We start from the raw sequence: 24752 nt of genomic DNA, 5'->3' as shown, positions 1-24752 counted from the left end.
CTGCAGCGCGCACGGGATGACAGGCGGTGATCCCAGAGAAGACAGGCGCTACTTGAACCCGCCCAGGAACGCATCGAGGCAGTCGCCGATCGCCTCGATGGCGTAGCCGCCCTCCTGCACCACCAGCGTCGGCAGGCCAAAACCCTTCACCTGCCGGCCGATCGTGCCGAAATCACTGGCTTCCAGCTTCAGCACGCCGATCGGATCGTCCTTATGGGCGTCGTAGCCGAGCGCGATCACCACGACCTCGGCACCGAAATCGCGGATCGCCTTGCCGGCCTCGGCAACGGCCGCCTCCATCGCGGCGCCGCCGGCACCATGCTCCAGCGGCAGATTGAGGTTGAAGCCCTCGCCCGGACCATTGCCGCGCTCGTCGGCATAGCCGGTGAAGAACGGGTAGTAGTTCGTCGGATCGGCATGCACCGAGATCGTCAGCACGTCGTTGCGGCGATAGAAGATCTGCTGCGTGCCGTCGCCGTGATGGGCGTCGACATCGAGGATCGCGACCTTGCCAAATGTCGAGCGCAGGCGCTGGGCCGCGATCGCGGTGTTGTTGAGATAGCAGAAACCGGTGGCGCGGTCGGCGCGGGCATGGTGGCCGGACGGGCGGCAGAGCGAATAGACGGCGCGCTCGCCAGCGAGGATCGCATCGGCGGCGGAGACGGCGGTCTCGGATGAGCGCAGCGTCGAATGCCAGCAATGCTCGCCGATCGGCACCGAGAGATCGCCGAGATACCAGCCGAGCTGGCCGATGAAACCGGTCGGGCGGCAGGGCGGACGGACATCCTCGTCCGGGCGGCCGCTCCAATAGGGGAAGGTGCTCGGCCAGACTTCCGGCCCGCGCTCGGCCGGCAGGTCCTGCCAGCGCGCCCAGGCGGTCTCCAGGAACTTGACGAAGCCGGCATCATGGATCGCGAGGACCGGGTCCGTGCCATGCGCTGCGGGCTTCTCCGGCGTGATGCCATGTTTCCTGAGCGCACCGAGCAGACGCTCCGTCCGTTCCGGCAGGTCCTTGGGAGCCACGACCTTGCCGAAGCGCATATATTGCTGGGGATCGTGGAGGGCTTGGTCGGGGTGATAGAAGGCGCGCATCAGGCGAAGAATCCTCGTCAGATCGCGAGGCGACCGACGGCCCCGCATAGGGATGCTAGCAACCGCCGACGCCTTGGTCAGCCATGACGATGCCACCCGCCCCTGCATGGGAGGCGGGGCAGCCACTCAATGCGGCGAGAGCAGCGCCACGAACTCACGTGCCAGGGCGTCGATCGCATGGCGCTCCGGCCGATACCAATCGGTCGAGCCGTTGAGCGCGCCCAGCAGGAACAGGCGCAGCACGTCAGGCGAGTTGCCTGCGGGCATGCCGCCGGCCTGCTGCCATTCGGCGATCAGCCCACGCCAGACATCCTCGTAGGCGCGGCGTACCGCGCGTACGCTCTCGGGCACAGCCGCCGCGCCGAAGGTGAAGACCTTGATGCTGGCCGAGGTATAATCGCCATGGCCATGCAGGGCGGAGAGATGCGCCCGGACTGCTGCCTCCAGCCGGACGCGCGGCGAGGCCCCCTCCTCCGCCGCGAGCGCCGCGACGACCGCCTCATGGACGAAGTGCACGCCGTCATTAACGACCGCCTCGACGATCTCCTCCTTCGAGCCGAAATGGTAATAGAGGCTGGCCTTGCGGATGCCGACGGCCTCGGCGATCTCGCGCAAGGTGGTCTGATGGTAGCCGCCGCCACGCAGCAGGCGCGCGGCATGGTCAAGGATCAGCCGGCGCGAGCCGCCTTCGGCTGTTGGCCGGGTGGTTGGGGCATCGCTCATAGGGTGTCATCCCGTGCGCGCTGCGGCGCGTAGTGCCGCTGCGCAGACAGGAGACCGCGCGACGAGAGGGCGCCTCTTCCTGAGGACGGTCCCGTGTCTGCGCAGCAGCGTTTCACGCTGCGGCGCGCACGGGATGACCCTGCCCCTTTCCGAAGACGGTCCCGCATCTGCGCAGCAGCACTGCGTGCTGCGGCGCGTGCGGGATGACACTCAGCCCTCACAGCCGCTTCGCCACTTCCTCGAGCATGACTTCGGTCGCGCCGCCGCCGATCGACTGGACGCGGGCATCGCGGGTCATGCGCTCGATCGCGCTTTCGCGCATGTAGCCCATGCCGCCATGGAACTGCAGGCAATCGTACATCACTTCGTTGACCAGCTCGCCGCAATAGGCCTTCGCCATCGAGACCTCGCGGGTGGCATCGAAGCCCTGCGCGTCAAGCCAGGCGGCGTGGTAGACAAGCTGGCGCCCGGCCTCGACCTTGCCGGCGAGCTCGGCGAGGCGCTGGCGGATCGCCTGCTTCTCCCAAAGCGGTGCGCCGAAGGCTTTTCGCGTCTTCACGTAGTCCAGTGTCAGGTCGATGGCGGCCTGCGCCTCGCCCATCGCCATGGCGCCGATCACGGTGCGCTCGTTCTGGAAATTGCTCATGATCGCGTAGAAACCGCGGCCCTCCTGCCCGAGCAGGTTCTCGGCCGGCACCTTGCAATCGACGAAAGAGAGCTCGGCAGTGTCGGACGAGCGCCAGCCATGCTTGTCGAGGGCGCGCGAGACGGAGAAGCCCGGCGTGCCCTTCTCGACGAGGAAGATCGAGACCGATTGTGACGGCCGCGCTTGCGGGTCCGTCTTGGCGGCGACGCAGTAGAGATCGGCATGGACGCCGTTGGTGATGAACATCTTGGCGCCGTTGAGGACGTAATGGTCGCCCTCGCGCCGCGCCGTGGTGCGGATGCCCTTCACGTCGGAGCCGGCATCGGGCTCGGTCACGGCGACCGCGACGATCTTCTCGCCGGCGATGATGCCGGGCAGATACTTGTCCTTCTGCGCCGGGCTGCCGGCATTGGCGATATGGACCGAGGCCATGTCGGTATGGACCAGCGCGGTGATGGCGACGCCGGAGAAGGTCGAGCGGCCCAGCTCCTCGGCCAGAACCACGGTCGCCATCGTATCCATCTCGGAGCCGCCATACTCGCCGGGATAGCGGATGCCGAAGAAGCCGAGCTCGCCCATCTTGCGCAGCACGGCGCGCGGGACGAAGCCGTCCTCCTCCCATTGCAGGGCATGCGGCTTGATCTCGGCCTCGACGAAGCGGCGGACCTGGTCGCGCAACGCCTCATGTTCCTCCGTGAAGTAAGGCGAGCGGCGCGCGCCCTCCACAGCAGGCTTCCCGACGGCCGACATCGCCTTCTCCCGTTTTCTGCAGCGCCACCAGCGAGCTACCTGCCGGACGGTAGGTGAACACCGCGCCGAGATCAAGCTACCTTCCCTCTATGGCGATGTCAGGCGACGTCGTCCCAGTGGGCGACCATGCTGCGGCCCTTGCCGGCGCGCTTGGCGCCGTAAAGGGCCTGATCGGCCGCGCGCGTCAGGACCTCGGCTGTCCAGGGCGTGGTATCCTGCTCCGACTTGACGGATACCCCGACGCTCGCGCCGACGGTGACAAGCTGCCCCATCAGCATGAACGGCGCCATGACGACGGACACGGCCCGGTCGGCGATCTCGGACAACGCAGCCGCATCCTCGACGCTGCGCACGACGAGGGCAAACTCGTCGCCGCCCAGCCGCGCCACGCTGTCCCCCGGCCGGACGACACCCTTCAGGCGCATCGCGACCTGCTTGAGCAGATCGTCGCCGGCCTGATGGCCGTGGCGGTCGTTGATCAGCTTGAATCCGTCGAGATCGAGCAGCAGGAGGCCGAGCGCCTCGCCGCTTTCGCCGGCCTCGCGCAGCACGCGATCAAGCCCGCGGCGATTCATCAGCCCGGTCAGGGAGTCATGACTGGCGGCGAAGTCGAGTTCGCGGCGCACCATCAGCAATTCCTCGAACTGGCCGATGATGTAATCCGAACTCTCATAGATCGAATAGAGATAGACGAGGAGCAGCACGCTCAGCGCCTGATAGAGCGGATCGCCGGAAGCCAGGAAGGCGACGACCAGCGTGCCGATCGCAATGGTCGAGAGCACGGCGCAGATCCAGTAGCGCAGGGTGCGCAGATAGGACCCGGCCGTCAGCGCCATGGTGAGACCGAGGCTGAGCACGAAGCCGCCGGCATGATCGGTCGCGGCGGCGGCCAGCGTCAATGCCGCGATGACGAGCGTGAAGGCGAAGGCGGAATAGGCGTAGCCTGCCTCCCAGCGCCGCGCCTCCGCCAGGGATAGCTTGCGCGCCGGATCGCGCCGCTTGAAGCTGACGATGTTGGCGATGCGCAGCAGCGTCGTCACGATGCCTGCTGCCGTCAGCCACCAGAAGATCGTCTCGCCGGTCTGCACGGCCATGATCGCAGAGCCGACGATCAGCCCGGCCGCAATGCAGAGGATCTGAGGCAGGGCCGCGAAGAGACGCGAGATGATCTCGATCTCGATATCCGCGGGAAGCTGCGCGGCGCGTCTACGGGGCCTCATCAGCAGATGCATGGCGATGCCTCTACGCGCGAGGCTCTAAGAACCCGTCAGCCCGATCCCGGGCATTTTAGGGATCGTATCGCTTGCGCGATATCGGGCAGAACCGAAAAGGGGCTGGCACATGCCAGCCCCGTTCCAGGCTCCGCATCTGAGGGCGGAGGCTGCGATCAGTTGCAGCCGCAGCCGTGACCGAAGCCCCCGAGCAGGCCGCCGACGAGTCCGTTGCGGGAGACGATCGCCTTGACCGGGGCGACGACACCGACCTTGTTGCCGTTGGCGATGCCGTTGCCGCTGAGCACGCTGACATTGTTGAGCGCATTGATCTTGACGCCCGACACGGCCGTCGTCACCGGGGCGATGATGCCGCCGAGAAGCGAACCGCCTCGCCCACCGGCCATAGCGGGGGACACGGCGAAGGCTGCAACCGTAGCGAGAACAAACGCGTATTTCATCTTGCTTCTCCCTGTTTCGCCTCCGGGCCGGAAGCGATGAAACACGTATAGGTTGCAACAACCTCTTCAAGCAACCTTCTCTCAACATTAACCATACCGAGTAAAGTTAATTTACAATCTGAAAGCACATTTCAAAACTAAACCCCAAATCATTCGTGATATACATAAATCGATCCGAATACATACAAGAGCAAATCCGGCATAATTTACGATCAATTAACCGTTATAAACCATGATTGCGAAATAAATTTTCAGATCACGGCGACGTCGATGCAGAAAACCATCATTCTCGCATTGGTCTTTCACGCTTCCCTTGCGCTCGCAACTGAGAAGCCGGCCGAAGATAAGGAAAATTCGATCGCCGTTATCGGGCTTCGGGGCGGCTTCGACAGCAATCCCGCTGGTGTCCAGGGTGCGAACGGCACTCCTGTCGCCACAACCTATGCAACCTGGGATTACCTGCACGGCACAGTGCAGGACGGCTATGGGCTGAACCTGTCGCTCGTCGAGACGCATTACGATCCGCGGGCGCTCGCTTCCGCCCGCGCCCATTCGCTGACGCTGAAGCACGGCTTCAGCCTCGGCGAGGCCAGCGCGCTGCAATCCTCCCTGACGGCAAGCAGCGAACAGAGCTGGTCACGCCGGAAAAGCAGCCTGTCCTGGCGCGAGCGGCTCGATCACAGCATCGGCGCTTTCCGCCTCTTCGCCAGCGGGGAAGCGCGGATGACGGCGCTGAACGAGCGCAACGTCTTCAATCTCGGCGATTTCCTGCCGCGCGACGAGAATTTCGGCACGCTGGGGCTGACGACGGGCGCCGCCTGGCGATCGGGCGAGACCGAAATCGGCCTCTCCTTCAGCGCCGCACGCGTCCACTATATCGAGGGCGTCGACTATCTCGGGTTCCGACGCGACCATAACCGGCTGCAACCCAACCTGTTCTTCTCGACGGTGCTGAAGGGCGCCGCGATCGAGGCCTCGCTCTCGCCGTTCCGCGCCTATTTCCCGGAGAAGGAGTTCGATGCGGTCGAGAGCCTGCTCTATACGGCGAAGCTGCGCCTGCCCTATGAGCGGTTCACGCTCGATCTCGGCTCGCTGCGCACGGTGGAAGACACCACCCTGCCCTTCTCCGTGATCAACCTGGTGACGGCGCATGAGGCGAAACTGACGACCCGGATCGACAACGACAATGCCGTCAGCCTGTCGGCCCGGCGCAAGACCGACGATTATGTCGGCCTCGATGCCCGCTCGGACCAGAAGGGTGTCGGCATCGACTACCAGCACAACCTGGGCAAGGGCTTGATCGGCACCGTTGCCGGCGCCTGGCGCAAGACCAAGGAGACCGGCCTCACCCCCGTGACCTCGTTCAGCGTCATGCTGGGCCTGCAAAAGCAGATCGACCTCAGCCGCATCGGCAAACCGGACAAGAGCGGCGGGTAGGGTCGCTGCCTTTCACAAAGCCAGCACTGTCACACCGGGCGCGTAGCGGGACCCATCGACCAGCTTCGCCGTTCCTTTCCCTTGCCTCCTGGCCGCCTCAGCCTGCGTTCATCATGAACCCGCTAGGAGACAGTGAAACGTCTCGCCAGGCCCACTCGCCGGCGAGGAAACGGAAAGGAAGAACCATGCTGCGTCGCCAGCTCACGGTTTCGGCCCTCGCCTGCGCCGTCCTGCTCAGCGCAATCCCGGCCCAGGCCCAGTATTACGGCGGGCCCTATCGCGGCGGACCGTCCTATAACGATGATGACGACGATGACGATGATCGTCCGCGGCGGCGCTATGACCGTCGCGATTACGGCTATGAGCGCCCATATTACAGGCAGCCGCGCTATGGGAATATGTGCGTGACCAGCCGGGGCGATTGCCCGACGCCACCCCTGCCCTATGGCTCAAGCTGCGGCTGCAGTATCCCCGGCTTCGGCAGCAAGCGCGGCATCGTGCAGTAAAGCCGCGCCGGCCACGTTCAGGGCCGGCGCCGGCTCTCCGTCCCGAGATAGCAGATGCCCTCGCCGGGCTTGGCCTTGGGGTTGGGGAAGATGATGAAGCCGTCGCGCGGCATCGTCACGACGGTGCCGTCGGCGCGGCGGGCGATCGGCGTGCCCTTGGCGACGCGGTCACCGGTCTTCCACGAACCTTCGACCCGGTCGCCCTCGGCCTCGCAGATGACGAGATCGTCCATATGGACGACGACGCGCTTCTCGGGGACCGGCGGCGCCTCATCGGTCAGGCCGAGATGGGCGAGCACGTTGCGGATCGCCCTATAGCCGACATCGACCGAGGCCGGGTCCTCGTGGCGGCCGCATTCGAGCGTCACGCCATAGCCGCCGGCGAAGCGCATGAACTCCGTCGTGCCGAAGCCTTCCGTCACGGCGAGCCGTGGCAGGTTCAGGCGCTCGCGCGCCGCGATCAGCCGGACATAGATGTCGAGCCAGCCATGGATCATCAGGTCGACGCCGAGGCAGGCGGCGAAGGCGGCCTCGGCCGCACCGTGCCGGAAGGGCTCGAGCGCGCCGCGGTTGTCGTCCGGGCCGAAGAAGACGAAGGGCACGCCCTCCCCGGTGAAGGAATGGACGTCGAGCAGCATGTCGTGCTGGCGCAGGATGGCGGAGAGCCGATTGCCGATCCTGTCCTCGTTGTCATCGGGTTGCGGCCGCTCGCGCAGGTCGCGATTGAGGTTGCGGTCACCCTCGCGGGTGTTCTGCCGGAAGGCCTTGGGATTGGCGACGGGCAGGAAGGTGACCTCCCCGCGCTGGATCGCGACCCGGCCGGCGCGGCAATCCTCGATCACGCGGGCAATGGCATTCGGCCCGCAGGTCTCGTTGCCGTGGACGGCGCCGAAGACGAGGAGTTTCGGCCCCGCCTTCAGCCCATGGAAGCGGATGGTCTCGAGCGGCGGGTCGATCAGGTCTGGCGTGGTCATAGGCTCTACTGTCAGGCTTTGCGTAGCTGTGAGTGGGGGTCGAGGATGTCGCGCAGGCCGTCACCCAGCAGGTTGAGGCCGAGCACGGTCATGAAGATGGCGAGGCCCGGGAAGATCGAGATCCAGGGCGCCGTGGTGATCTGGTCGCGCGCGTCGGAGAGCATCGAGCCCCAGCTCGGGAAGGGCGGACGGATGCCGAGGCCCAGGAAGGAGAGCGCCGCCTCCGCCAGCACCGCGCCGCCCATGCCGAGCGTGCCGATGACGATGATCGGGCCGGCGATGTTCGGCAGGATCTGCAGCAGCATGATGCGCAGGTTGCTCGAGCCGAAGGAGAGCGCCGCCTCGACATAGCCCTGCTGCTTGATCGACAGCGTCGCAGCGCGCGACAGCCGGCAAGTATAGGACCAGTTGGTCAGACCGAGTGCGATCAGCAGGCTGGTCAGGCCCGGCTGGAGAATCGCCATGATGGCGAGCGCGAAGACCAGCGAGGGAATCGACAGCATGAGATTGGTCAGGCCGTTGACGAAATCGTCCCACCAGCCGCCGAAATACCCCGCCGACATGCCCAGCGCCACGCCGATCACCGTATTGATCAACTGCGAGACGATGCCGACCGTCAGCGAGATGCGCGCGCCGTAGAGCACCCGGCTGTAGATGTCGCGGCCCTGCGCATCCGTGCCGAACCAGAACTCGGCGCCGGGCGGAACCTCGGCATTCATCAGATTGGCGTCCATGACGGGGTCGGTATGTGCCAGCCAGGGTGCCAGCGTCCCGCCGATCACGACGGCAGCGAAGAGCGCGCCGCCGATCCAGAGATTAGCCCGGAATTTCATCTGCTGCCCCGCCCCTAGGTGTATTTGATGCGCGGATCGATCAGAGCGCAGAGCACGTCCACGATGATGTTCACGACGAGGAAGAAGAGCACGAGCAGCAGGATGCAGGCCTGGACGACGGGAATGTCGCGCAGCGACACGCTGTCGACCAAGAGCGAGCCGATGCCCGGCCAGGCGAAAAGCTTCTCGATCACGACAGCGCCGCCCATGATCGAGCCGAACTGCAGCCCCAGCGTCGTCAGCACGATGACCATGGCGTTGCGCGCCACATGCCAGCGCATCACCCGGACCTCGCTGTTGCCCTTGGCGCGGGCAGTGCGAACGAAATCCGCGTTCATGACCTCGAGCACGGCAGCGCGCGTCGTGCGGGCGAGCAATGCGAGCGGCGCCACGCCGAGCGCGACCGCCGGCAGCACGATGTAGCGCGGATTGCCGTCGCCGTAGCCGAAGCTCGGGAACCAGCCGAGAACCAGCGCGAAGGCATACATCAGCATCAGCCCAAGCCAGAACTGCGGCAGGGACAGGCCCGACACGGCAACGAACATCGATTGCATGTCAAGCCAGCCACCCGGCTTCAGCGCGGCCAGGAAGCCAAGCGGAATGCCGAGCGCGATGGCGAAAGCCATCGCCGCGATGGCCAGCTGAAGGCTGGGCCAGATCCGTTCGAGCAGGGAATTGATCACCGGCTGGCGGGTGCGGAACGAGGTGCCGAGATCGAGCGTCGCAAGCTTCCCGGCATATTTTACGAAGCGCACATAGACGGGCTCGTCGAGGCCGAACTGCTTGTTCATGCGCGCGACCTGCTCGGCATCGACGACCGAGCGGCCATCCGACATCTGGGTCGAGGCGAAGTCGCCGGGAATGACGCTGAACATCACAAAGACGAGCCCAGCGACCGCAAGCAGGATCGGGATGGCCTGCAGCAGACGGCGGAAGACATAGGGCAGCATGGTCAACTCCTGATCGCCGCCGCAGGGCGGACTCAGGTCAAGGCCCGAAAGTCTCCGTCACCCCGGACGGGCGGCATGGCCGCACCGATCCGGGATGACGGATGTCTTCGAGCTGGCGGAAACCTCCGCGGAGGCGCGCTTACTTCGCTGCGGGCGAAGACGCGTCGACCCAGAGATCCTCGTAACGCTGGAGCGCGAGCTCCGTAGCGTTCGCCTGCAGGCCATGCAGCCAGGGCTGATAGGCCATCACCGCCTTGTTGTAGTTGAAGAACCAGACGGGAGCCTCGTCCTGCAGCAGCGCATTGGCCTTCTTCATGAGCTCGATTTTCTTGCCGGCGTCCCTCTCGGCCGCGGCCTCCTCGAACAACTTGTCAAAAGCGGCGCTCTTGAAGGTGGTGTAGTTGCAGGACGAGCGCGGCGTCGCCGAGTGGAAGCACTTCAGCGCGGTCAACGGATCGGGGCCGGAGGTGTTCGACCAGATATAGGCCTGGAAGTCGCCCTTCGCGATGACGCCACCGAGCGCCGAGGTCTCGACCGGCTTGACCTTCACCTTGATGCCGACCTTGGCGAGCATGGGAATCGTCGCCTCGACGATCGGAATGCCCCAGCTCTCGTTCGGCGTCGCCGTCCATTCGAACTCGAAGCCATCGGGATAACCGGCTTCAGCCAGGAGCTTCTTGGCCTTCTCCGGGTCAAAGGCATAAGGCTTGGCGTTCTTGTCGAAGGCCGGGACCGAGCTCGGCAGCCAGCTCACCGCGCGATAGGCCTTGTCGCGAACGAGGCGCTTGATGATCAGGTCGCTGTCGATCGCGTAGTTGATCGCCTGGCGCACCCGCTTGTCGGAGAACGGCTTGAACTCCGGGTTCATGCCCATGTTGCGGGTGAAGACCTCCGCAACTTCCAGGATGCCCTTTGAAAGGTTCGGATCGGCCTTGTAGGCAACGTACTGGGTCGAGCCGAGGATCGAGACGTCGATCTCCTTGTTGCGGAAGGCGACGTCGCGCGCAGCCGCCTCGCCCATCGGCGAGATCACCAGCTTGTCGGCATAGGGCTTGCCGGGCTTGTAGTATTTCTCCCAGCGCTCGAAGACCATGCGCGAGCCGGGCACGTGCTCGACGAACTTGAACGGGCCGAGGCCGATCGGCTTGTTGAAGAAGTCCGGCTGCTGCGCTTCCTTGGCCGGCATGATCGCCGTGGTGGCAGCATAGAACAGGAAGCTGGGATCGGCCGGATCGGTCAGCGTCATCTCGATGGTGAAATCATCGATCTTCTTGAGGCCGGAAATCTCCTTGGCCTCGCCCTTGCGAACGGCCTCGGCGCCCTTGATGCGCACGACGCGGCTCGCACCCGGATAGTTCTTGGAACCATCGACAAGACGCGTGAACGACCAGATCACATCGTCGGCCGTCATCTTGCGGCCATTGTGGAAGAAGGCGTCGTCGCGCAGCTTCAACGTGTGCGTCAGCCCGTCCGCCGAGGTGGTCATGCTCTTGACGAGCTCGGGCTCGGGCTTGCCGGCCTTCGAATCCCAGCGGAACAGCATGCTGTGCAGGGCGTAGCCGTAGATCTCGTCCTGGATCTGGTTCGAGACATGGCTGTCATTGCTGACGAAGGAGGCGCCATAGGGCGCCGTGAAGCGGATCGTTCCGCCGCGGCGCGGCTCCTGGGCCTGCGCCGAGATCGTAAAGGCTGCCAGCGTCAGCGCGGTGGCGAAGGCAAATTTCTTCAACAACACGATTTTTCCTCCCGTTTCCCATCTGCTCCGGCTGATCCGGAGTTGTTTGTTTCAAGTGGAACCATAACGGCTTTGCCGCGCTTGTCTTCCCCCGCGCGGTCAAATTCCCCGAACAGCTCCGCGATTCACGGTGTTGCAGAGCTGTTCTGAACTCCGTTTCGCATTTTCTTCACGCGAGCCGGCATTTTTCGCTCGAAGATGCTCTGCCTCAAGCTCCCCGCTCGTAGACGACCGCGCCGCCAAGAATGGTCAGATCGCAGCGGGTGTCCTTGAGGATATCGGCCGGAGCGGCGCTCAGCAGATCGCGCGAGAACACAGCGACGTCGGCGAGAAGGCCCGGGGCAAGCCGCCCCTTCACCTTCTCCTGCTTCTGCGAGAAGGCGCCGAACTCGGTATAGGCCTGCAAGGCCTCCTCGATCGAAACGCGCTGACGCTCGTCCATCACCGTTCCCTTCCAGGTCTTGCGGGTCAGCATGGTGTGGAAATTCGGGAAGGGGTTGGGGTCGCAGACCGGCGCATCGCTGCCCGTCGCCGGCTTCAGGCCGAGGTCGAACCAGGTGCGGAAGGGATAGCTCGGCAGCGCCCGCTCCGGCCCGAGCACCTTCACGTAGGCATCGCCGAAATCATGGATGAAGACCTGCTGCGGACAGGGATAGATGCCGGCCTTGACCATGCGCTCGTGCTGGGCCGGGGTCGAGAAGCCGCAATGCTCGATGCGGTGGCGACGGTCCGGGTCGGGGTAGGCGGCGAGCGCCTTCTCATAGGCGGTGATGAGCTGCTCGATCGCGGCATCGCCGATGGCATGGCAGGCCAGCTGGTAACCCTTCTTGTGGGCATCGAGCACCATGCGTTCGAGCTCGGCATCCTCCCACATCCAGACGCCGGTGGTCTTGTCCTCGCCGAGATAGGGCTCGGTCATCCAGGCGGTTCGGCCGCCGGCCGAACCGTCGAGGAAGAGCTTGACCGCGCCGATCATCAGCATCTCGTCGCCGGTCCCGGAGATCAGGCCGGCGTCGTAGCAATCAGGCACGATCGAGCGGCCGTCATCGCCGAGCAGGGTCAGCCAGGTGCGGACCGGCAGGCGGCCGTCGCGCTTGGCGCGGTGATAGGCCGCGATCTCGCGGAAGCCGCCCTTCTGGCCGACGGCGGCATCCATGCAGCTGGTGATGCCGAGCGAAAGCAGGTACTGCCCGCCGCGCTCGATACCGGCGATGATATCCTCTTCGGTGGCCGCCGGAATCGCGGCCTGGACCGGAGCGCGGGCGTTCTCGGCGAGCAGGCCGGTCAGGCGGCCGTTCTGCTGCTCGATCAGGCCGCCCTGCGGCGTCGGCGACTTCTCGTCGATGCCGCCGAGGCGCAGCGCTTCCGAGTTGCAGATCGCGATATGGCCGCAGGCGCGCACCAGCATCACCGGATTGTTCGGCGCGGCGCGGTCGAGTTCTTCGCGATAGGGGTGACGGCCGGTGTCGAGCTTGGTCTGGTCATAGCCGCGCGAAAGGATCCATTCGCCGGGCTTCGACTGTGCGGCGCGGGCCGCGATGGCGCCGAGAAGGGCATCGAGCGTCGGCGCGGCCTCAGGCTTGGAATCGACCCAGCCCATGGTCATGCCGAGCGAGACCAGATGCAGGTGCGAGTCGTTGAGGCCGGGTGTCGCGAGCCGGCCCTTCAGGTCGATGACGCGGGTCTTCGGCCCGATCAGCGGCTTGATCTCGGCATCGCTGCCGGCGGCCAGAACCTTGTCGCGGAAGATCGCCAGCGCCTCGACGACGCCCTCCTCGCGCCCGCACCAGATCGGCCCGTTGCGCAATACGATATCGGCCTGAATCGCCATGGTGTTCTCCTCAAGTCCAGTCGTCGCCGGCGCGCGGCGGTCAGATATCGTCGAGCGGGAAGATCGGGCGGCGCACCTTCTTGTAGGGCCGCTCCTTGAAGTTGCGCGTCGAGAGAGCGCCCGTATCGACCTCCAGCACCTCGCGTGCGATCGGCTGGAAGGCGGCGCGGAAATGCTGCATCGACTTGACGATCACCGTCGATTTCCGGGTCGGATCGACGCCGAGCGAGGTGAACTGCGCGAGGTCGGTCGCCTGGCCGTTATGGGTGATGACGATGATCTCGACATCGTCGACGCGCAGCAGGGCCGAGAGCCCGTAATTGCGCCAGACGCCGCCGGCCATCGGGCCATGGCAGAGGAAATAGCCATCCGTGATCGCGACCACGTGAGCGTCGAGATCGAGCGGCGCGCCGCCCATGGTCGGATCGACCTTGCCGCCGAGCTTGACCCGGCCGCGCTTGCCGACGCCGATCGCCTGGGCGGCCAGCACCGCCTCGGGGTCGTTGATCGCATGGAAGCCGACATTCTTCAGCCCTGCATCGAGGACCGCGCGCAGCAGGTTGGTGGCGTCGCCATAGGCGCCCGAGCCGGGATTGTCCGAGTAATCCGAGATCACCACCGGCTTGTAGCCCGGCTTGCCCGTATCGGCCTCGCCGGCCTTGGCGCGGGCCATGGCCTCGGCCAAGGGCGTGAAATGGATCGAGGAGAAGCGGCGCTGCTCCCAGGCATAGTCCATCAGGTCTTCAGCGATGGCTTGCGCCTTGCCGCGATCATCGGCCGTGACCGCGATCGAGGGGCCGATATCGTGGACATCCGCCGAGGAGAAGCCGGCCTGGACGCTGACGACGAGCGCATCGCCCGAGGCTTCCAGCGCGTCGCCACGGCGCAGCAGTTCGAGGAAAGGCGGCGAAGTCGTGCGCCCGCCGTCGAGCGCGTAAAGGATCGGGCGCCGGGCGAGCGCGACCTTGGGCTTGATCTCGCCCTTCAGCGCGCGCTGCAGCAGCTCCGCCGCCTGCCAGGTCCGCTCGTATTGGTCGATATGCGGATAGGTGCGGTAGGAGATCAGCGCATTGGCGTTGTCGGCCATGAGCTGCGTCACCGTCGCATGCAGGTCGAGCACGGCGACGACCGGAATGTCCGGGCCGATGCGCTTACGCAGCCGGGCGAGCAACTCGCCCTCGCCGTCATCCGAGCTCTCGGTCGACATCGCGCCGTGGAGATGCAGCAGCACGCCGTCGACGCCCGGTGCAGCATCGCAGATCTGGCCGGCGAAGACATCGAAGGCGGCATCGGTGACGCGGCCGGATGGATTGGCGCCGGTCACCAGCGGGTGGACCAGGCTCCAGCCGAACTTGTCGGCCGCCTCGAAGGCCGCGCCCATTGAGGTGCGTGTGCCGCGGAAGGCGCCCGGGATTTCATTGTCGCGATAGGCGCCATGCGCCCTGAAGGTGGCTTCGTCCGTGAGCTGAACACTGAAGGTGTTCGTCTCATGCATGAACTCGGCGATCAAAACGCGCGGCACCGTCATCTCCCCAAACATATCGTTCAATTTTTTTGACAGTCTTGGCGAGCCAACTCGGGATTTGCCACTGTTTTTCGCGCATGCATCCCCAGAAACCTGCGCGCTTGTCGAAATGTGGTGAATATGCTCGACTGAGCGGAACCAACTGGGCAATGGCGCCGTTTTCGCAGCGGACCCCCGCGAGCGCCCGCCCATGCCGGTTTCCCCACACGCTAAACGCCCTGCCGCAGCGACGCGACTGCGGCGCGTTTCGTCAGATGAACTCACGATCCGTCGCGTTCGCCACGGCCGCTCCTTCGGCTACCGGGACGCGGAGGGCGGCAAGGTCAGCGACGAGGCCACCCTCGCCCGCATCCGCTCACTGGCCATTCCCCCGGCTTATGCGGATGTCCGCATCGCGGCCGATCCGCGCGCCCATCTGCAGGCGATCGGCCATGACGAGGCCGGCCGCATCCAGCATCGCTACCATCCGGACTGGGAGAAGGTGCGCGAGCGGCGCAAGCTCAAGCGGCTCGCCCGGCTGATCGAGGCTCTGCCGAAGCTGCGGGCGCGCATCACAACCGATGTCAAGGCGCGGACCCTGTCGCGCGACAAGGCACTGGCCTGCGCCGCCGCGATCATCGACCGCTGCCATCTGCGCGTCGGCAACGAGGCCTACGCCAAGGAGAACGGCAGCCACGGCACCTCGACCTTGCTCAAGCGGCACGTCACACTGACGGGCACGCGGGTCGCGCTGCATTTCCGCGGCAAGAGCGGCAAGGACATCTCCTGCGCCATCGACGATGCGCCGCTGGCCCGAGCAATCACGCGGATCACCACCCTGCCCGGCAGGCGGTTGCTGCAATACCGAAACGAGGACGGCACCGTGGCGCCGATCCACGCGGCCGAGATCAACACCTATCTCAAGCGCGCCTGCGGCCTGCCCGTCAGCAGCAAGGATCTGCGTATGCTCGCCGCCAATGCCGCCGCGGCCGAACTTCTCCTGGCCGGCGAGGCGGTGGCGAGCGAGGCCGGCCGCAAGCGCCAGCTCGCCGACATCATGCGCGCCATCTCGGAGAAGCTGGTCAACACGCCGGCCGTCGTCCGCAAGAGCTATGTCCACGCGATCGTCATCGATGCCTATGCCAGCGGCCGTTTGCAGAAGAGCTACGCGAAGGCGCGCGCCAAGGCCGGCTGCTCGCGGATCGAACGCGCTCTGGGGCTGCTCGCCGCCTGAATCTCGGGGGAACAATGCCACCCTTCAGAGCTTGGTCCTGAAAGCCTTTTCAGAGGAGACCGCCATGGCCCAGCCCAACAGGAAGCGCGAGAATCCCGCCTTGCTCGAAGACGAGCGCAAGCCCGCGAACGCCGGTCAGACCGCCGCCGAGACCGACCCCAGCGAGAGCCAGCGTGTCAGCGACCGCACCAACATCCATGATGCGGGGAGCGATGCCAACGACACACCGGATGGGCTGACGGAATCGGAAGAGGCCGTGCGGCAGGCGGCGGAGGACGTGCCCGTCGGCAGGCCGTTACGCGGCAAGACCGAGGCGATCCCGGTCTTCGATCGCGGCTCGCTCCCGCCCAAAACCTAGTTCAGCGAAGGAGAGCAGCCCGATGATCGGCGATTGGAGCTTCGTCGTCTGGATCGTCGTGATCGGCGTGCCGATTGGGATCGCGCTCACGACCTTATGGGCCCGCTCGCGCGACGCCGGTGGCGCGATGCTCGACAAGCCCAGCGCCGACGACCCGCGTGATCCGATCTAGGCGAGGCGCGCGCGAATCGAGCGCTACGCCCGGCTGCGACAGGACCTATAGCGACTTGAAGCTCGGATAGTGCCCGCGGTAGCTCTTCTCGAGGATCGCGACGCCGCCCCGCTCCTTCAGGATCTGCGCAACAGCGAGGCCGAGTTCACGTGCCTGTTCCGGTGCCGCGCTCTGATCGGCGACGACGCGCTCCGTGCCTTCGATCGAAGTCACCTGCGCATGCAGCGTCAGGCGGCCGTCCTGCCATGTCACGCAGGCGCCGACCGGCAGGCTGCAGCCGGCCCCGAGCGCATGCATCATCTCGCGCTCGGCCTCGGCCTCGGCACGGGCCTGCGGACACTCGATCGCCTTCAGCACCTCGATCACCGCCGTATCCTCGGCGCGGGCCTCGAGCCCGAGCGCGCCCTGGCCGACCGCATAGGGGAACAGGGACGGGGCAAGCGCCTCCGAAGAGGCTTCGTCCATGCCGAGCCGGCGCAGTCCGGCTTGCGCCAGGATGACCGCGTCGAGCGCATCCTCGCCGCCGATCTTGGCCAGGCGAGGGCCGACATTGCCGCGGATCGGCACGACGGTGACGTCAGGCCGGAGGTTCAGGATCTGGGCGCGGCGGCGAAGCGAGCCCGTGCCGACGCGGGCGCCCTGGCGCAGCGTGGCCATGGTCGCGCCGCAGAGCGCATCGCGCGGGTCCTCACGCGGCGGCACCGAGGCGAGAACGAGGCCTTCATGCAAGGTGGTCGGCAGGTCCTTCAGCGAATGGACGACGAAATCGACCTCGCGCTTCACAAGTTGCTGCTCATGCTCGACGGCGAAGACGCCGACCATGCCGAACTGGTGGAACTCGGAGACGCGGTCGCGGTCGGCGATGGTGGCGATCTGGCAGAGGGTGAATTCCGCCTGCGGGAATTTCTCCTGGATCAGGCCCATGACGTGGTTGGTCTGGGCCATCGCCAACGGGCTGCGGCGCGTGCCGATCCTCAGATGCATGATCTCAAAACTTTCGGTCCTGTCCGGCCGGGCCGGTTATTGCCGCGGTCTATATCAGGGGGGCGCCGGGCTGACGAGTGCGGCACATGCCCCTACTGCTCTGGATCAATCGTGAGCGGCAGCCCCGCCCTGCTGCCGCATGGCGGCCATCGCCTGCCCGAGCACCTCGATCACGCGCGGATCGCGCGACTGGGCGACGTTGAATCGCATGAAATTGCCGGCCATCTGGGCGACGCTGAAGACATTGCCCGGCGCCAGCACCACGCCCTGCATCACGGCAAGGCGTGCAAGTTCGGCGGAATCCACGCCCTCCGGCAAGCGGCACCAGAGATAGAAGCCGCCGCGCGGCATCAGCCAGGGCCGAATCCCGAGCGGCTCCAGGCGGGCTGCAACCTCCCGCCGCGCCTGAGCCAGGCGCCTGTGCAGCTCTTCCATATGCTTGCGGTAGCTGCCGCCGGCGAGGACCCCCGCCAGCAGCTCCGTTGAGACCGGCCCGGGGCCTCCGAAACTGGTTGCGACCTGCAGATCGACGAGCCCTTCGACCCAGTCGGCTCGCGCGGCGATATAGCCGCAGCGGACCGCGGCCGAGAGCGTCTTCGAAAAGCTGCCGATCCGGATGACGCGCTCCAGCCCGTCGAGTGCCGCGAGCCGTGACGAGGGCTCTGGCTCGAAATCGGCGAAGATGTCGTCCTCGACGATGATCATGTCGTTGGCAGCGGCCGTGCTGAGCACGCGATAGGCGGCCTGCGGCGACAGGCTGGCGCCGGTCGGATTGTGCAGGCCGGAATTGGTCAGATAGAGGCGCGGGCGCTCGGCCGCGACCACCGCCTCGAACGTCGCGATATCCGGCCCCGACCGGGTATAGGGCACGCTCAGGATCCGCACCTGATGCGCCCGCAGCAGCGCCTGGAAGTTGAAATAGCAGGGGTCGTCGACGAGGACCGCATCGCCCGGCCGCAGCAGGAAGCGGCAGATCAGGTCGAGCGCCTGCGTGCCGGAGCCGGTCAGCATCAGCTGCTCGGCCGAGACCGCAAGCCCGGCCTCGGCGAAGCGCCCGAGCAGGAGCCGGCGCAGGACGGAGGCGCCGCGCGTGCCGCCGTAATCAGTGAGGATGGCGCCATCGGCCCGCGCCAAGGCCCGGAAGCCGCGGCGCAGAGCCTCATCCGGCATCCAGTCGGCCGGCAGCCAGCCGCAGCCCGGCTTCAACGCACCCGGTTCGGCATCAAGCGACTGGCGCGAGACCCAGAACGGATCGACCACAAGCTCCTGCGGCGAGGCGGCCTGCGTCAGCGCCAGGGGCGGCAGGCCGCCGCCTGTCACATAGAAACCGGAACCCTGCCTTGCGCGGATCAGGCCTTCTGCCGCGAGGCGATCATAAGCCTCGACGACGGTGGAGGGTGAAACCTTCATCGTCGCGGCAAAGCGCCGGATCGAGGGCAAGCGGTCGCCCGGCGCCAGAGTCCGTGCAGCCAGCCGGCTCCGGATCGCCGCCATCACGACTGCCGTGCGAGTCGTCCCGTCTTCGTCCTTGCTGATTGTATGGCCATCCATAGCCATACAGTTTGCCATGAATGTATCGGTCTGTCGCTGGTGCTCTGGAGGGCGGACGCATAGAGCACGGCTTCCGGCACAGCAGCAGAGCGGATCAGATGTTCAGGGATTGGGGCGGCAAGGGCTGGGGCAGCGGGCTCATCGGCGTGCTGATCTTCAGCGGTTCGCTGCCGGCGACGCGCGTCGCGGTGGCGGGCTTCTCGCCGCTGTTCCTGACCGGAGCCCGCGCCGCGATCGCGGCCCTGCTGGGCGCGATCTGCCTGATGCTTTTGCGCCAGAAATGGCCGAGCCGGGCCGATATCCGCCCGCTCGCGATCGTCGCGCTCGGCGTTGTCCTTGGCTTCCCGCTGCTGACGGCGCTCGCCCTGCAGCATATCCCCTCGGCACGCTCGATCGTCTTCATCGGCCTGCTGCCGCTCGCGACCGCGCTGTTCGGCGTGCTGCGCGGCGGCGAGCGGCCGAAGCCGGTGTTCTGGCTGTTCTCGGGGATCGGCAGCGCGACCGTCGCAGGCTTCGCACTCGCCAACAGCGACAGCGGCTCGCTGGCGGGTGACCTGCTGATGATCGGCGCCGTCCTGCTCTGCGGGCTCGGCTATGCCGAAGGCGCGACGCTCTCGCGCCGTCTCGGCGGCTGGCAGGTGATCTCCTGGGCGCTGCTGCTGTCGCTACCGGCGATGGCCGTGCTCGCCCTGCTGTTCTGGCCGTCGAGCTGGCAAGGCATCGGCACGCCGGCCTGGATCGGCCTCGGTTATGTCTCGATCTTCAGCATGCTCGTCGGCTTCGTCTTCTGGTATCGCGGCCTCGCGCTCGGCGGCATCGCCAGCGTCGGCCAGCTCCAGCTCCTGCAACCGTTCTTCGGGCTCATGCTCGCAGGTTGGCTGCTCGGCGAGCCGATCGCCTGGACGATGATCGCCGCGACCGCCGTGGTCGTGCTCTGCGTTGCCGGGGCGAAGCGCTTCGCCTGAGCCCGCCCCCAACTCTTGGAATTCCCGCCATCCAAGGCCATCTTGTGGCGATGGAGGTTGCGTGATGGCAAGCGGATGGGCTCCGGACGGAGCGGTTCAGGACCAGATCGACGGCTCGATCACGGATGCGGTTCGCCTGGCGCGCTCGCGGCTGCCAAACGGCCCAGGCGAGATCTACTGCCAGGAATGCGGCGAGGAGATTCCCGAAGCGCGGCGCCTCGCCATGCCAGGCGCCCGGCTCTGCGTCTCTTGCCAGTCCGGGCAGGATCGTTCGGCGGCGCAATCCAGCTATAACCGGCGCGGCAGCAAGGACAGCCAATTGAAGTGAGTTCGGCTGTGGCGGCGCGCGCCGCATCGCTTCGGCTGCGTGCGGAGACGGGCATCCACCAGAAGCGATGACGCGCTGCGATGTCGGGGAGAGTGGTGCCGCAAGAGGGATTCGAACCCCCGACCCCCTCATTACGAATGAGGTGCTCTACCAGCTGAGCTATTGCGGCAACGGGTGGCGCTGTACCAGCAGGCGCCGGGCTTGGCAAGCCAATCTCGACGTCATGCACATCACCCTGACACGGCGCTGTGCGGCAGCCGTCAATCCTTACGCAGCTTCTCCGTCTCTGGCTTCTCCTGGCCGAGCGCGACGATGCCGCGGCGGATCGTGCGGGTACGGGTGAAGTGCTTGTGCAGCGTCTCGCCATCGCCATAGCGGATGGCGCGGGTCAGCAGCGCGAGGTCCTCGTTGAAACGGCCGAGCATCTCCAGCACGGCTTCCTTGTTGTGCAGGAAGACGTCGCGCCACATCGTCGGGTCGGAAGCCGCGATGCGGGTGAAGTCGCGGAAGCCGCCGGCCGAGAACTTGATCACCTCGGACTGCGTCACCGCCTCCAGATCCTCGGCCGTGCCGACGATGTTGTAGGCGATCAGATGCGGCAGGTGGCTGGTGACGGCCAGCACGAGGTCGTGATGATGGGCGCTCATCACCTCGACCAGCGCGCCCATGCCTTCCCAGAACTGGCGGGTTTTCGCGATCGCCGCGGCGTCCGTGCCTTCCGGCGGCGTCAGGATGCACCAGCGATTGAGGAAGAGACTCGGGAAGCCGGCATCGGGGCCGGAGTTCTCCGTGCCCGCGACCGGATGGGCCGGCACGAAGGCGACGCCCTCCGGCAGATGCGGCGAGACGGCGTCGACAACCGAGCCCTTGACCGAGCCGACATCGGAGACGATCGCACCCGGCTTCAATTCGCTGGCGATCTCGGCCGCGACCGGCCCGCAGGCGCCGACCGGGACGCAGAGGATGATGTGATCGGCGTCGAGAGCCGCCTCCGCCGCCGTCTCCGCCACCATATGGCCGAGGCCAAGTTCGCGCGCCCGCTTGCGGACGGCCTCGTCGCGATCGGCCAGCACGATCGTGCCGGCGAGATTCAGCTCCTTCGCCGCGCGCGCGATCGAAGAGCCGATCAGCCCGATGCCGATGATGGCGAGGCGGGCGAAGACCGGCTCGGAGCGGCGCGGCGCGAAGCTTTCCGCCATCTCGGTCACGCCTTGATGAAATCGGCGAGCGCGGCGACGACGAGGCGGTTCGCCTCCTCCGAGCCGATGGTCATGCGCAGCGCGTCCGGTAGGCCATAGCCGCCGACCGCGCGCAGGATGAGGCCGCGCTGGGTCAGGAAGGCGTCGGCGTCCTTGGCGGTCTTGCCGGCCGTCTTCGTGAAATGGATCAGCACGAAATTGCCGACCGAAGGTGTGACAGTCAGGCCGAGCTTCTCCAGCTCGGACGTCGTCCAGGCCAGCCATGTCTCGTTGTGCTCCAGCGCGGCGGCGACATGCGCCTCGTCGGCGACAGCGGCGGCACCGGCCTCGATTGCGGCGCCGTTCACGTTGAACGGGCCGCGGATGCGTTCGAGCGCGTCGATGATGTGTGCCGGCGCGTACATCCAGCCGATGCGCAGATTGGCGAGACCGTAGATCTTCGAGAAGGTGCGCGTCATCACGACATTCTCGCTCTCGGCGACGAGCTCGATGCCGGAGGCGTAGTCGTTGCGGCGGACATACTCGGCATAAGCCGCGTCGAGGACGAGCAGGACATGCGGCGGCAGGCCGGCCTGCAGGCGCTTGACCTCGTCGAAGGGCAGATAGGTGCCGGTCGGGTTGTTGGGGTTGGCGAGGAAGACGATCTTCGTCTTCGGCGTCACCGCCGCGAGGATGCCGTCGACATCGGCCGTATAGTTCTTCTCGGGCACGATGACCGGCTTGCCGCCCATCGCAAGGATGGCGATGCGGTAAACCAGGAAGCCGTACTGGCTGTAGATGCCCTCGTCGCCCGCACCGAGATAGGCCTTGGTGACGAGCTCCAGCAGTTCATCCGAGCCGTTGCCGCAGATGATCCGCTGGGGGTCGAGGCCGTAGCGACCGGCGATCGCCTGCTTGAGCTTGCTCGACGTGCCGTCCGGATAGAGCTCCAGCTTGGCAGCGAGGCCTTCGAAGGCTGCGATCGCCTTCGGGCTCGGGCCGAGCGGGGTTTCGTTGGAAGAGAGCTTGTGCAGCTTCACGCCGGCGGGCGCGGCGGACTTGCCGGGAACATAGGCCTCGATATCGAGGACGCCGGGACGCGGGGTGGGACGGGTCGCCATGACGATTGACCTTGCAGCAGGAAGCCAGCCCGTTCAGCGGGCGGATTTGACGGAGAAGCGGGCGGCGTGGCTGCCGATCTCGGCGAAGTCGCTCAAGCCTGCCGGCACGAGGGCCTGGCGGATCGCCGCTTGATCGACCTCGCCGGAGGCTGCGACGAGCAGCGAGAGATGCGAGCCATCGGCCGCCGAGGCCGAGACTTCGGCCAGATGCTCTGCGAGGCCATGCCGCAAGCTTTCAGACCAGCGCTCGACGCGAGCAGCATAGAGCACGATCTCGCGCACGGCGGCGTCCGCCAGCGGCTTGGCGATGCAGTAGACCGGCGTTCCCGCGGGATGGTTCGGCCGCTCGACGAAGGGCAGCCGCGCGATGATCTTGGGCGCATCAGCCCCGATCAGATCGCGCCACCAGATGCCGGCGCTGGCGCCCTGGTCCATGCGGAAGATGCCGAGATCGCCCGCCGATTCAGCGACAGCGCGGATGACGGAGCGCGCATCCTCATGCGTGATGAACGGCACGGTGAAGCCGAAATGGAAGCGGGCGGAATCGCGCATCGCCGCATCGCCACCGGAGATGTCGGCATGAACGGAGTAGTTTGCCTGCACATAGGTGAAGGTCGCGATGATGATGCGCCAGACGCTCTCGACCGTGTCGAGCGGGAGCAGCCCCTTATGGCCGAGCGCGAGCCGCTTCATGATGTCGGCCTCGCGGCCGGGACGGAAGGCGGAGCCGGAGGCCTGCGTCTTCTTGATTGAGATCAGCGTCTCGATGACCTGCGAGCGCTCCATCAGCAGCGCATGCATCGCGCTGTCGATGCGATCGATTTCACCGCGGAGATCGGCGAGGGACGTGGGAGCGGCTTCGGTCATGGCAACGCGCTTTCCGGCAAGGCCACGCTCCTTAGCGCTCCCGCCGCGCCTTGGCAAAGCCGCCCGCGCAGTCCCGCGTTGACAGAACCGCTTTGGCGCGGCATCGCTAGAGTTCGATTTTCCGAACGCCTGGACCGGCAAGACAAATCCTACTGCCGAAGCGGACGACATGAGCGACCTCTCCCCCAGCCTGGCCGATCCGCAGAAGGAGGCGAACGAGCCCTCCAGCCCGGTCGCGCGCTTCGGGCCTGACACGCCGCTCTTGATGGATTGCGGCGTGGTGCTGGATCATTGGCAGATCGCCTACCAGACCTACGGCACGTTGAATGCCGAGAAATCGAACGCGATCCTCGTCTGCCACGCCCTGACCGGCGACCAATATGTTGCGAGCCGCAACCCGATCACCGGCAAGGGCGGCTGGTGGACGGCGATGATCGGACCGGGCAAACCGATCGATACCGACCGCTTCTTCGTGATCTGCGCCAATGTCATCGGCGGCTGCACCGGCACGACCGGCCCCGCCTCGACCGACCCGACCACGGGCAAGCCCTGGGGCCTGTCCTTCCCGGTCGTCACCATCCGCGACATGGTGCGGGCCCAGGCCGCGCTCGTCGACTCGCTGGGCATCGAGACGCTGTTCTGTGTCGCCGGCGGCTCGATGGGCGGCATGCAGGTGCTGCAATGGGCGGCGAGCTATCCGAACCGTGTGTTCGCGGCACTGCCGCTCGCCACCGGCGCCAAGCATTCCGCCCAGAACATCGCCTTCCACGAAGTCGGCCGGCAGGCAGTCATGGCCGATCCGGAGTGGCGACGCGGGCGCTATCTCGAAGAGGGCACGCGCCCGGCCAAGGGGCTCTCGGTCGCACGGATGGGCGCGCATATCACCTATCTCTCGGAACAGGCGCTGCACCGCAAGTTCGGCCGCAAATTGCAGGACCGGGAGGCGCCGACTTTCTCCTTCGACGCGGATTTCCAGGTCGAGAGCTATCTGCGCCATCAGGGACTGAGCTTCGTCGAGCGCTTCGACGCCAATTCCTATCTCTACGTGACGCGGGCGATGGATTATTTCGACCTCGCCGCCGACCATGACGGCGTGCTGGCGCGCGCCTTCGCGGGGACCAAGACGCGCTTCTGCGTGGCCTCCTTCACCTCGGACTGGCTGTTCCCGACGGCGGACTCGCGCGCGATCGTGCATGCGCTCAACGCGGCTGGCGCCTCGGTCTCCTTCGTCGAGCTGGAGAGCGACAAGGGCCACGACGCCTTCCTGCTGGAAGAGCCCAATCTCTTCGCCACGACGCGCGGCTTCATCGGCGCGGCGGCGCGGGCACGCGGACTCTAAAC

24 protein-coding genes and 1 tRNA gene are annotated in these 24752 nt (G+C 66.3%); 8 read left to right on the top strand and 17 right to left on the bottom strand.

Annotated elements, in window-relative coordinates; all coding sequences use genetic code 11:
* Positions 1–48: 48 nt before the first annotated feature.
* From FHT98_RS18405 to FHT98_RS18385, 5 genes are all read right to left on the bottom strand, one after another.
* The gene (locus FHT98_RS18405; protein WP_142114860.1) at positions 49–1092 is read right to left on the bottom strand and encodes a histone deacetylase family protein; all 1044 of its coding nucleotides are present in this window, start codon (positions 1090–1092) and stop codon (positions 49–51) included.
* Positions 1093–1218: 126 nt separating this feature from the next.
* Positions 1219–1815: a TetR/AcrR family transcriptional regulator gene (locus FHT98_RS18400; protein WP_142114859.1), complete on the bottom strand. Its 597-nt coding sequence runs from the start codon at positions 1813–1815 to the stop codon at positions 1219–1221.
* Positions 1816–2032: 217 nt separating this feature from the next.
* Positions 2033–3211 carry an acyl-CoA dehydrogenase family protein gene (locus tag FHT98_RS18395; protein WP_061965081.1) on the bottom strand — a complete coding sequence of 393 codons (1179 nt, stop codon included), beginning with the start codon at positions 3209–3211 and terminating at the stop codon, positions 2033–2035.
* A 98-nt stretch (positions 3212–3309) separates the two neighbouring features.
* The gene (locus FHT98_RS18390) at positions 3310–4431 is read right to left on the bottom strand and encodes a GGDEF domain-containing protein (RefSeq protein ID WP_185745214.1); all 1122 of its coding nucleotides are present in this window, start codon (positions 4429–4431) and stop codon (positions 3310–3312) included.
* A gap of 167 nt (positions 4432–4598) precedes the next feature.
* Complete coding sequence (locus tag FHT98_RS18385) at positions 4599–4883, bottom strand: hypothetical protein (RefSeq protein WP_139163486.1); 285 nt, start codon at positions 4881–4883, stop codon at positions 4599–4601.
* Positions 4884–5153: 270 nt separating this feature from the next.
* On the opposite strand from FHT98_RS18385, the gene FHT98_RS18380 reads away from it, so the two are divergent.
* The gene (locus tag FHT98_RS18380; protein ID WP_142114857.1) at positions 5154–6320 is read left to right on the top strand and encodes a hypothetical protein; all 1167 of its coding nucleotides are present in this window, start codon (positions 5154–5156) and stop codon (positions 6318–6320) included.
* Between the two features lie 185 nt (positions 6321–6505).
* On the top strand, positions 6506–6826 hold the full coding sequence (locus FHT98_RS18375) for a hypothetical protein (RefSeq protein WP_061965089.1): 321 nt from the start codon (positions 6506–6508) through the stop codon (positions 6824–6826).
* A gap of 17 nt (positions 6827–6843) precedes the next feature.
* Here the strand turns inward: FHT98_RS18375 and FHT98_RS18370 are convergent, their stop codons facing one another.
* From FHT98_RS18370 to FHT98_RS18345, 6 genes are all read right to left on the bottom strand, one after another.
* Positions 6844–7800, bottom strand: a complete 957-nt coding sequence (locus FHT98_RS18370) for a succinylglutamate desuccinylase/aspartoacylase family protein (protein ID WP_142114856.1) — start codon at positions 7798–7800, stop codon at positions 6844–6846.
* Positions 7801–7811: 11 nt separating this feature from the next.
* Positions 7812–8633: an ABC transporter permease gene (locus tag FHT98_RS18365; protein WP_061965093.1), complete on the bottom strand. Its 822-nt coding sequence runs from the start codon at positions 8631–8633 to the stop codon at positions 7812–7814.
* A gap of 14 nt (positions 8634–8647) precedes the next feature.
* Positions 8648–9583, bottom strand: a complete 936-nt coding sequence (locus FHT98_RS18360) for an ABC transporter permease (protein ID WP_091855989.1) — start codon at positions 9581–9583, stop codon at positions 8648–8650.
* Between the two features lie 139 nt (positions 9584–9722).
* Positions 9723–11312: an ABC transporter substrate-binding protein gene (locus tag FHT98_RS18355; protein WP_061965097.1), complete on the bottom strand. Its 1590-nt coding sequence runs from the start codon at positions 11310–11312 to the stop codon at positions 9723–9725.
* 214 nt (positions 11313–11526) lie between these two features.
* Positions 11527–13149, bottom strand: coding sequence for an amidohydrolase (locus FHT98_RS18350; RefSeq protein WP_142114855.1), 1623 nt, complete (start codon positions 13147–13149; stop codon positions 11527–11529).
* Positions 13150–13189: 40 nt separating this feature from the next.
* Positions 13190–14671 (bottom strand): M81 family metallopeptidase, encoded by a 1482-nt coding sequence (locus tag FHT98_RS18345; protein WP_185745213.1) that lies wholly within the window; start codon positions 14669–14671, stop codon positions 13190–13192.
* Between the two features lie 193 nt (positions 14672–14864).
* Here FHT98_RS18345 and FHT98_RS18340 point away from each other — a divergent pair, with 193 nt between their 5' ends.
* The 3 genes from FHT98_RS18340 to FHT98_RS26255 all read left to right on the top strand — a co-directional run bounded on the left by FHT98_RS18340 (position 14865) and on the right by FHT98_RS26255 (position 16417).
* Positions 14865–15887 carry a DNA topoisomerase IB gene (locus tag FHT98_RS18340; RefSeq protein ID WP_142114853.1) on the top strand — a complete coding sequence of 341 codons (1023 nt, stop codon included), beginning with the start codon at positions 14865–14867 and terminating at the stop codon, positions 15885–15887.
* A gap of 64 nt (positions 15888–15951) precedes the next feature.
* The gene (locus tag FHT98_RS18335; protein ID WP_142114852.1) at positions 15952–16245 is read left to right on the top strand and encodes a hypothetical protein; all 294 of its coding nucleotides are present in this window, start codon (positions 15952–15954) and stop codon (positions 16243–16245) included.
* A gap of 22 nt (positions 16246–16267) precedes the next feature.
* The gene (locus FHT98_RS26255; protein WP_185745212.1) at positions 16268–16417 is read left to right on the top strand and encodes a hypothetical protein; all 150 of its coding nucleotides are present in this window, start codon (positions 16268–16270) and stop codon (positions 16415–16417) included.
* Between the two features lie 45 nt (positions 16418–16462).
* Here the strand turns inward: FHT98_RS26255 and hemC are convergent, their stop codons facing one another.
* Both hemC and FHT98_RS18325 read right to left on the bottom strand, forming a co-directional pair.
* Positions 16463–17401, bottom strand: a complete 939-nt coding sequence (gene hemC / locus FHT98_RS18330; protein ID WP_142114851.1) for a hydroxymethylbilane synthase — start codon at positions 17399–17401, stop codon at positions 16463–16465.
* A 105-nt stretch (positions 17402–17506) separates the two neighbouring features.
* The gene (locus FHT98_RS18325; protein WP_142114850.1) at positions 17507–18895 is read right to left on the bottom strand and encodes an aminotransferase-like domain-containing protein; all 1389 of its coding nucleotides are present in this window, start codon (positions 18893–18895) and stop codon (positions 17507–17509) included.
* A 155-nt stretch (positions 18896–19050) separates the two neighbouring features.
* On the opposite strand from FHT98_RS18325, the gene FHT98_RS18320 reads away from it, so the two are divergent.
* Positions 19051–19917, top strand: a complete 867-nt coding sequence (locus FHT98_RS18320; protein WP_142114849.1) for a DMT family transporter — start codon at positions 19051–19053, stop codon at positions 19915–19917.
* 64 nt (positions 19918–19981) lie between these two features.
* Positions 19982–20245 carry a DksA/TraR family C4-type zinc finger protein gene (locus tag FHT98_RS18315; protein WP_091855996.1) on the top strand — a complete coding sequence of 88 codons (264 nt, stop codon included), beginning with the start codon at positions 19982–19984 and terminating at the stop codon, positions 20243–20245.
* A gap of 93 nt (positions 20246–20338) precedes the next feature.
* Here the strand turns inward: FHT98_RS18315 and FHT98_RS18310 are convergent.
* The 4 genes from FHT98_RS18310 to FHT98_RS18295 form a co-directional block, all read right to left on the bottom strand.
* Positions 20339–20414, bottom strand: a tRNA-Thr gene (locus FHT98_RS18310).
* Between the two features lie 91 nt (positions 20415–20505).
* Positions 20506–21444 (bottom strand): prephenate/arogenate dehydrogenase family protein, encoded by a 939-nt coding sequence (locus tag FHT98_RS18305; protein WP_142114848.1) that lies wholly within the window; start codon positions 21442–21444, stop codon positions 20506–20508.
* A gap of 5 nt (positions 21445–21449) precedes the next feature.
* Positions 21450–22550, bottom strand: coding sequence for a histidinol-phosphate transaminase (gene hisC / locus FHT98_RS18300; protein WP_142114847.1), 1101 nt, complete (start codon positions 22548–22550; stop codon positions 21450–21452).
* Positions 22551–22577: 27 nt separating this feature from the next.
* Positions 22578–23411 (bottom strand): chorismate mutase, encoded by an 834-nt coding sequence (locus FHT98_RS18295; RefSeq protein ID WP_142114846.1) that lies wholly within the window; start codon positions 23409–23411, stop codon positions 22578–22580.
* 169 nt (positions 23412–23580) lie between these two features.
* Here FHT98_RS18295 and metX point away from each other — a divergent pair, with 169 nt between their 5' ends.
* Positions 23581–24750, top strand: coding sequence for a homoserine O-acetyltransferase MetX (gene metX, locus FHT98_RS18290; RefSeq protein ID WP_142114845.1), 1170 nt, complete (start codon positions 23581–23583; stop codon positions 24748–24750).
* Positions 24751–24752: the final 2 nt, after the last annotated feature.

This window comes from Allobosea sp. AK1, from assembly GCF_006714945.1.
In the GTDB taxonomy this organism is placed as follows: Bacteria; Pseudomonadota; Alphaproteobacteria; order Rhizobiales; family Beijerinckiaceae; genus Allobosea; species Allobosea robiniae.
The sequence above is the reverse complement of the archived record's forward strand: the minus strand, read 5'-3'. Positions and strand labels throughout refer to the sequence as shown.

Bases quoted from the DNA above. Each gene is read 5' to 3' on its own strand.
- FHT98_RS26255 (WP_185745212.1), top strand. From the start codon at position 16,268: ATGATCGGCGATTGGAGCTTCGTCGTCTGGATCGTCGTGATCGGCGTG.
- FHT98_RS18380 (WP_142114857.1), top strand. From the start codon at position 5,154: ATGCAGAAAACCATCATTCTCGCATTGGTCTTTCACGCTTCCCTTGCG.
- FHT98_RS18305 (WP_142114848.1), bottom strand. From the start codon at position 21,444: ATGGCGGAAAGCTTCGCGCCGCGCCGCTCCGAGCCGGTCTTCGCCCGC.
- FHT98_RS18390 (WP_185745214.1), bottom strand. From the start codon at position 4,431: ATGAGGCCCCGTAGACGCGCCGCGCAGCTTCCCGCGGATATCGAGATC.
- FHT98_RS18395 (WP_061965081.1), bottom strand. From the start codon at position 3,211: ATGTCGGCCGTCGGGAAGCCTGCTGTGGAGGGCGCGCGCCGCTCGCCT.
- FHT98_RS18315 (WP_091855996.1), top strand. From the start codon at position 19,982: ATGGCAAGCGGATGGGCTCCGGACGGAGCGGTTCAGGACCAGATCGAC.
- FHT98_RS18340 (WP_142114853.1), top strand. From the start codon at position 14,865: ATGCCGGTTTCCCCACACGCTAAACGCCCTGCCGCAGCGACGCGACTG.
- FHT98_RS18335 (WP_142114852.1), top strand. From the start codon at position 15,952: ATGGCCCAGCCCAACAGGAAGCGCGAGAATCCCGCCTTGCTCGAAGAC.
- FHT98_RS18375 (WP_061965089.1), top strand. From the start codon at position 6,506: ATGCTGCGTCGCCAGCTCACGGTTTCGGCCCTCGCCTGCGCCGTCCTG.
- FHT98_RS18350 (WP_142114855.1), bottom strand. From the start codon at position 13,149: ATGGCGATTCAGGCCGATATCGTATTGCGCAACGGGCCGATCTGGTGC.
- FHT98_RS18295 (WP_142114846.1), bottom strand. From the start codon at position 23,411: ATGACCGAAGCCGCTCCCACGTCCCTCGCCGATCTCCGCGGTGAAATC.
- FHT98_RS18405 (WP_142114860.1), bottom strand. From the start codon at position 1,092: ATGCGCGCCTTCTATCACCCCGACCAAGCCCTCCACGATCCCCAGCAA.
- FHT98_RS18370 (WP_142114856.1), bottom strand. From the start codon at position 7,800: ATGACCACGCCAGACCTGATCGACCCGCCGCTCGAGACCATCCGCTTC.
- FHT98_RS18400 (WP_142114859.1), bottom strand. From the start codon at position 1,815: ATGAGCGATGCCCCAACCACCCGGCCAACAGCCGAAGGCGGCTCGCGC.
- FHT98_RS18360 (WP_091855989.1), bottom strand. From the start codon at position 9,583: ATGCTGCCCTATGTCTTCCGCCGTCTGCTGCAGGCCATCCCGATCCTG.
- FHT98_RS18365 (WP_061965093.1), bottom strand. From the start codon at position 8,633: ATGAAATTCCGGGCTAATCTCTGGATCGGCGGCGCGCTCTTCGCTGCC.
- metX (WP_142114845.1), top strand. From the start codon at position 23,581: ATGAGCGACCTCTCCCCCAGCCTGGCCGATCCGCAGAAGGAGGCGAAC.
- hemC (WP_142114851.1), bottom strand. From the start codon at position 17,401: ATGCATCTGAGGATCGGCACGCGCCGCAGCCCGTTGGCGATGGCCCAG.
- FHT98_RS18385 (WP_139163486.1), bottom strand. From the start codon at position 4,883: ATGAAATACGCGTTTGTTCTCGCTACGGTTGCAGCCTTCGCCGTGTCC.
- FHT98_RS18320 (WP_142114849.1), top strand. From the start codon at position 19,051: ATGTTCAGGGATTGGGGCGGCAAGGGCTGGGGCAGCGGGCTCATCGGC.
- FHT98_RS18325 (WP_142114850.1), bottom strand. From the start codon at position 18,895: ATGGCGGCGATCCGGAGCCGGCTGGCTGCACGGACTCTGGCGCCGGGC.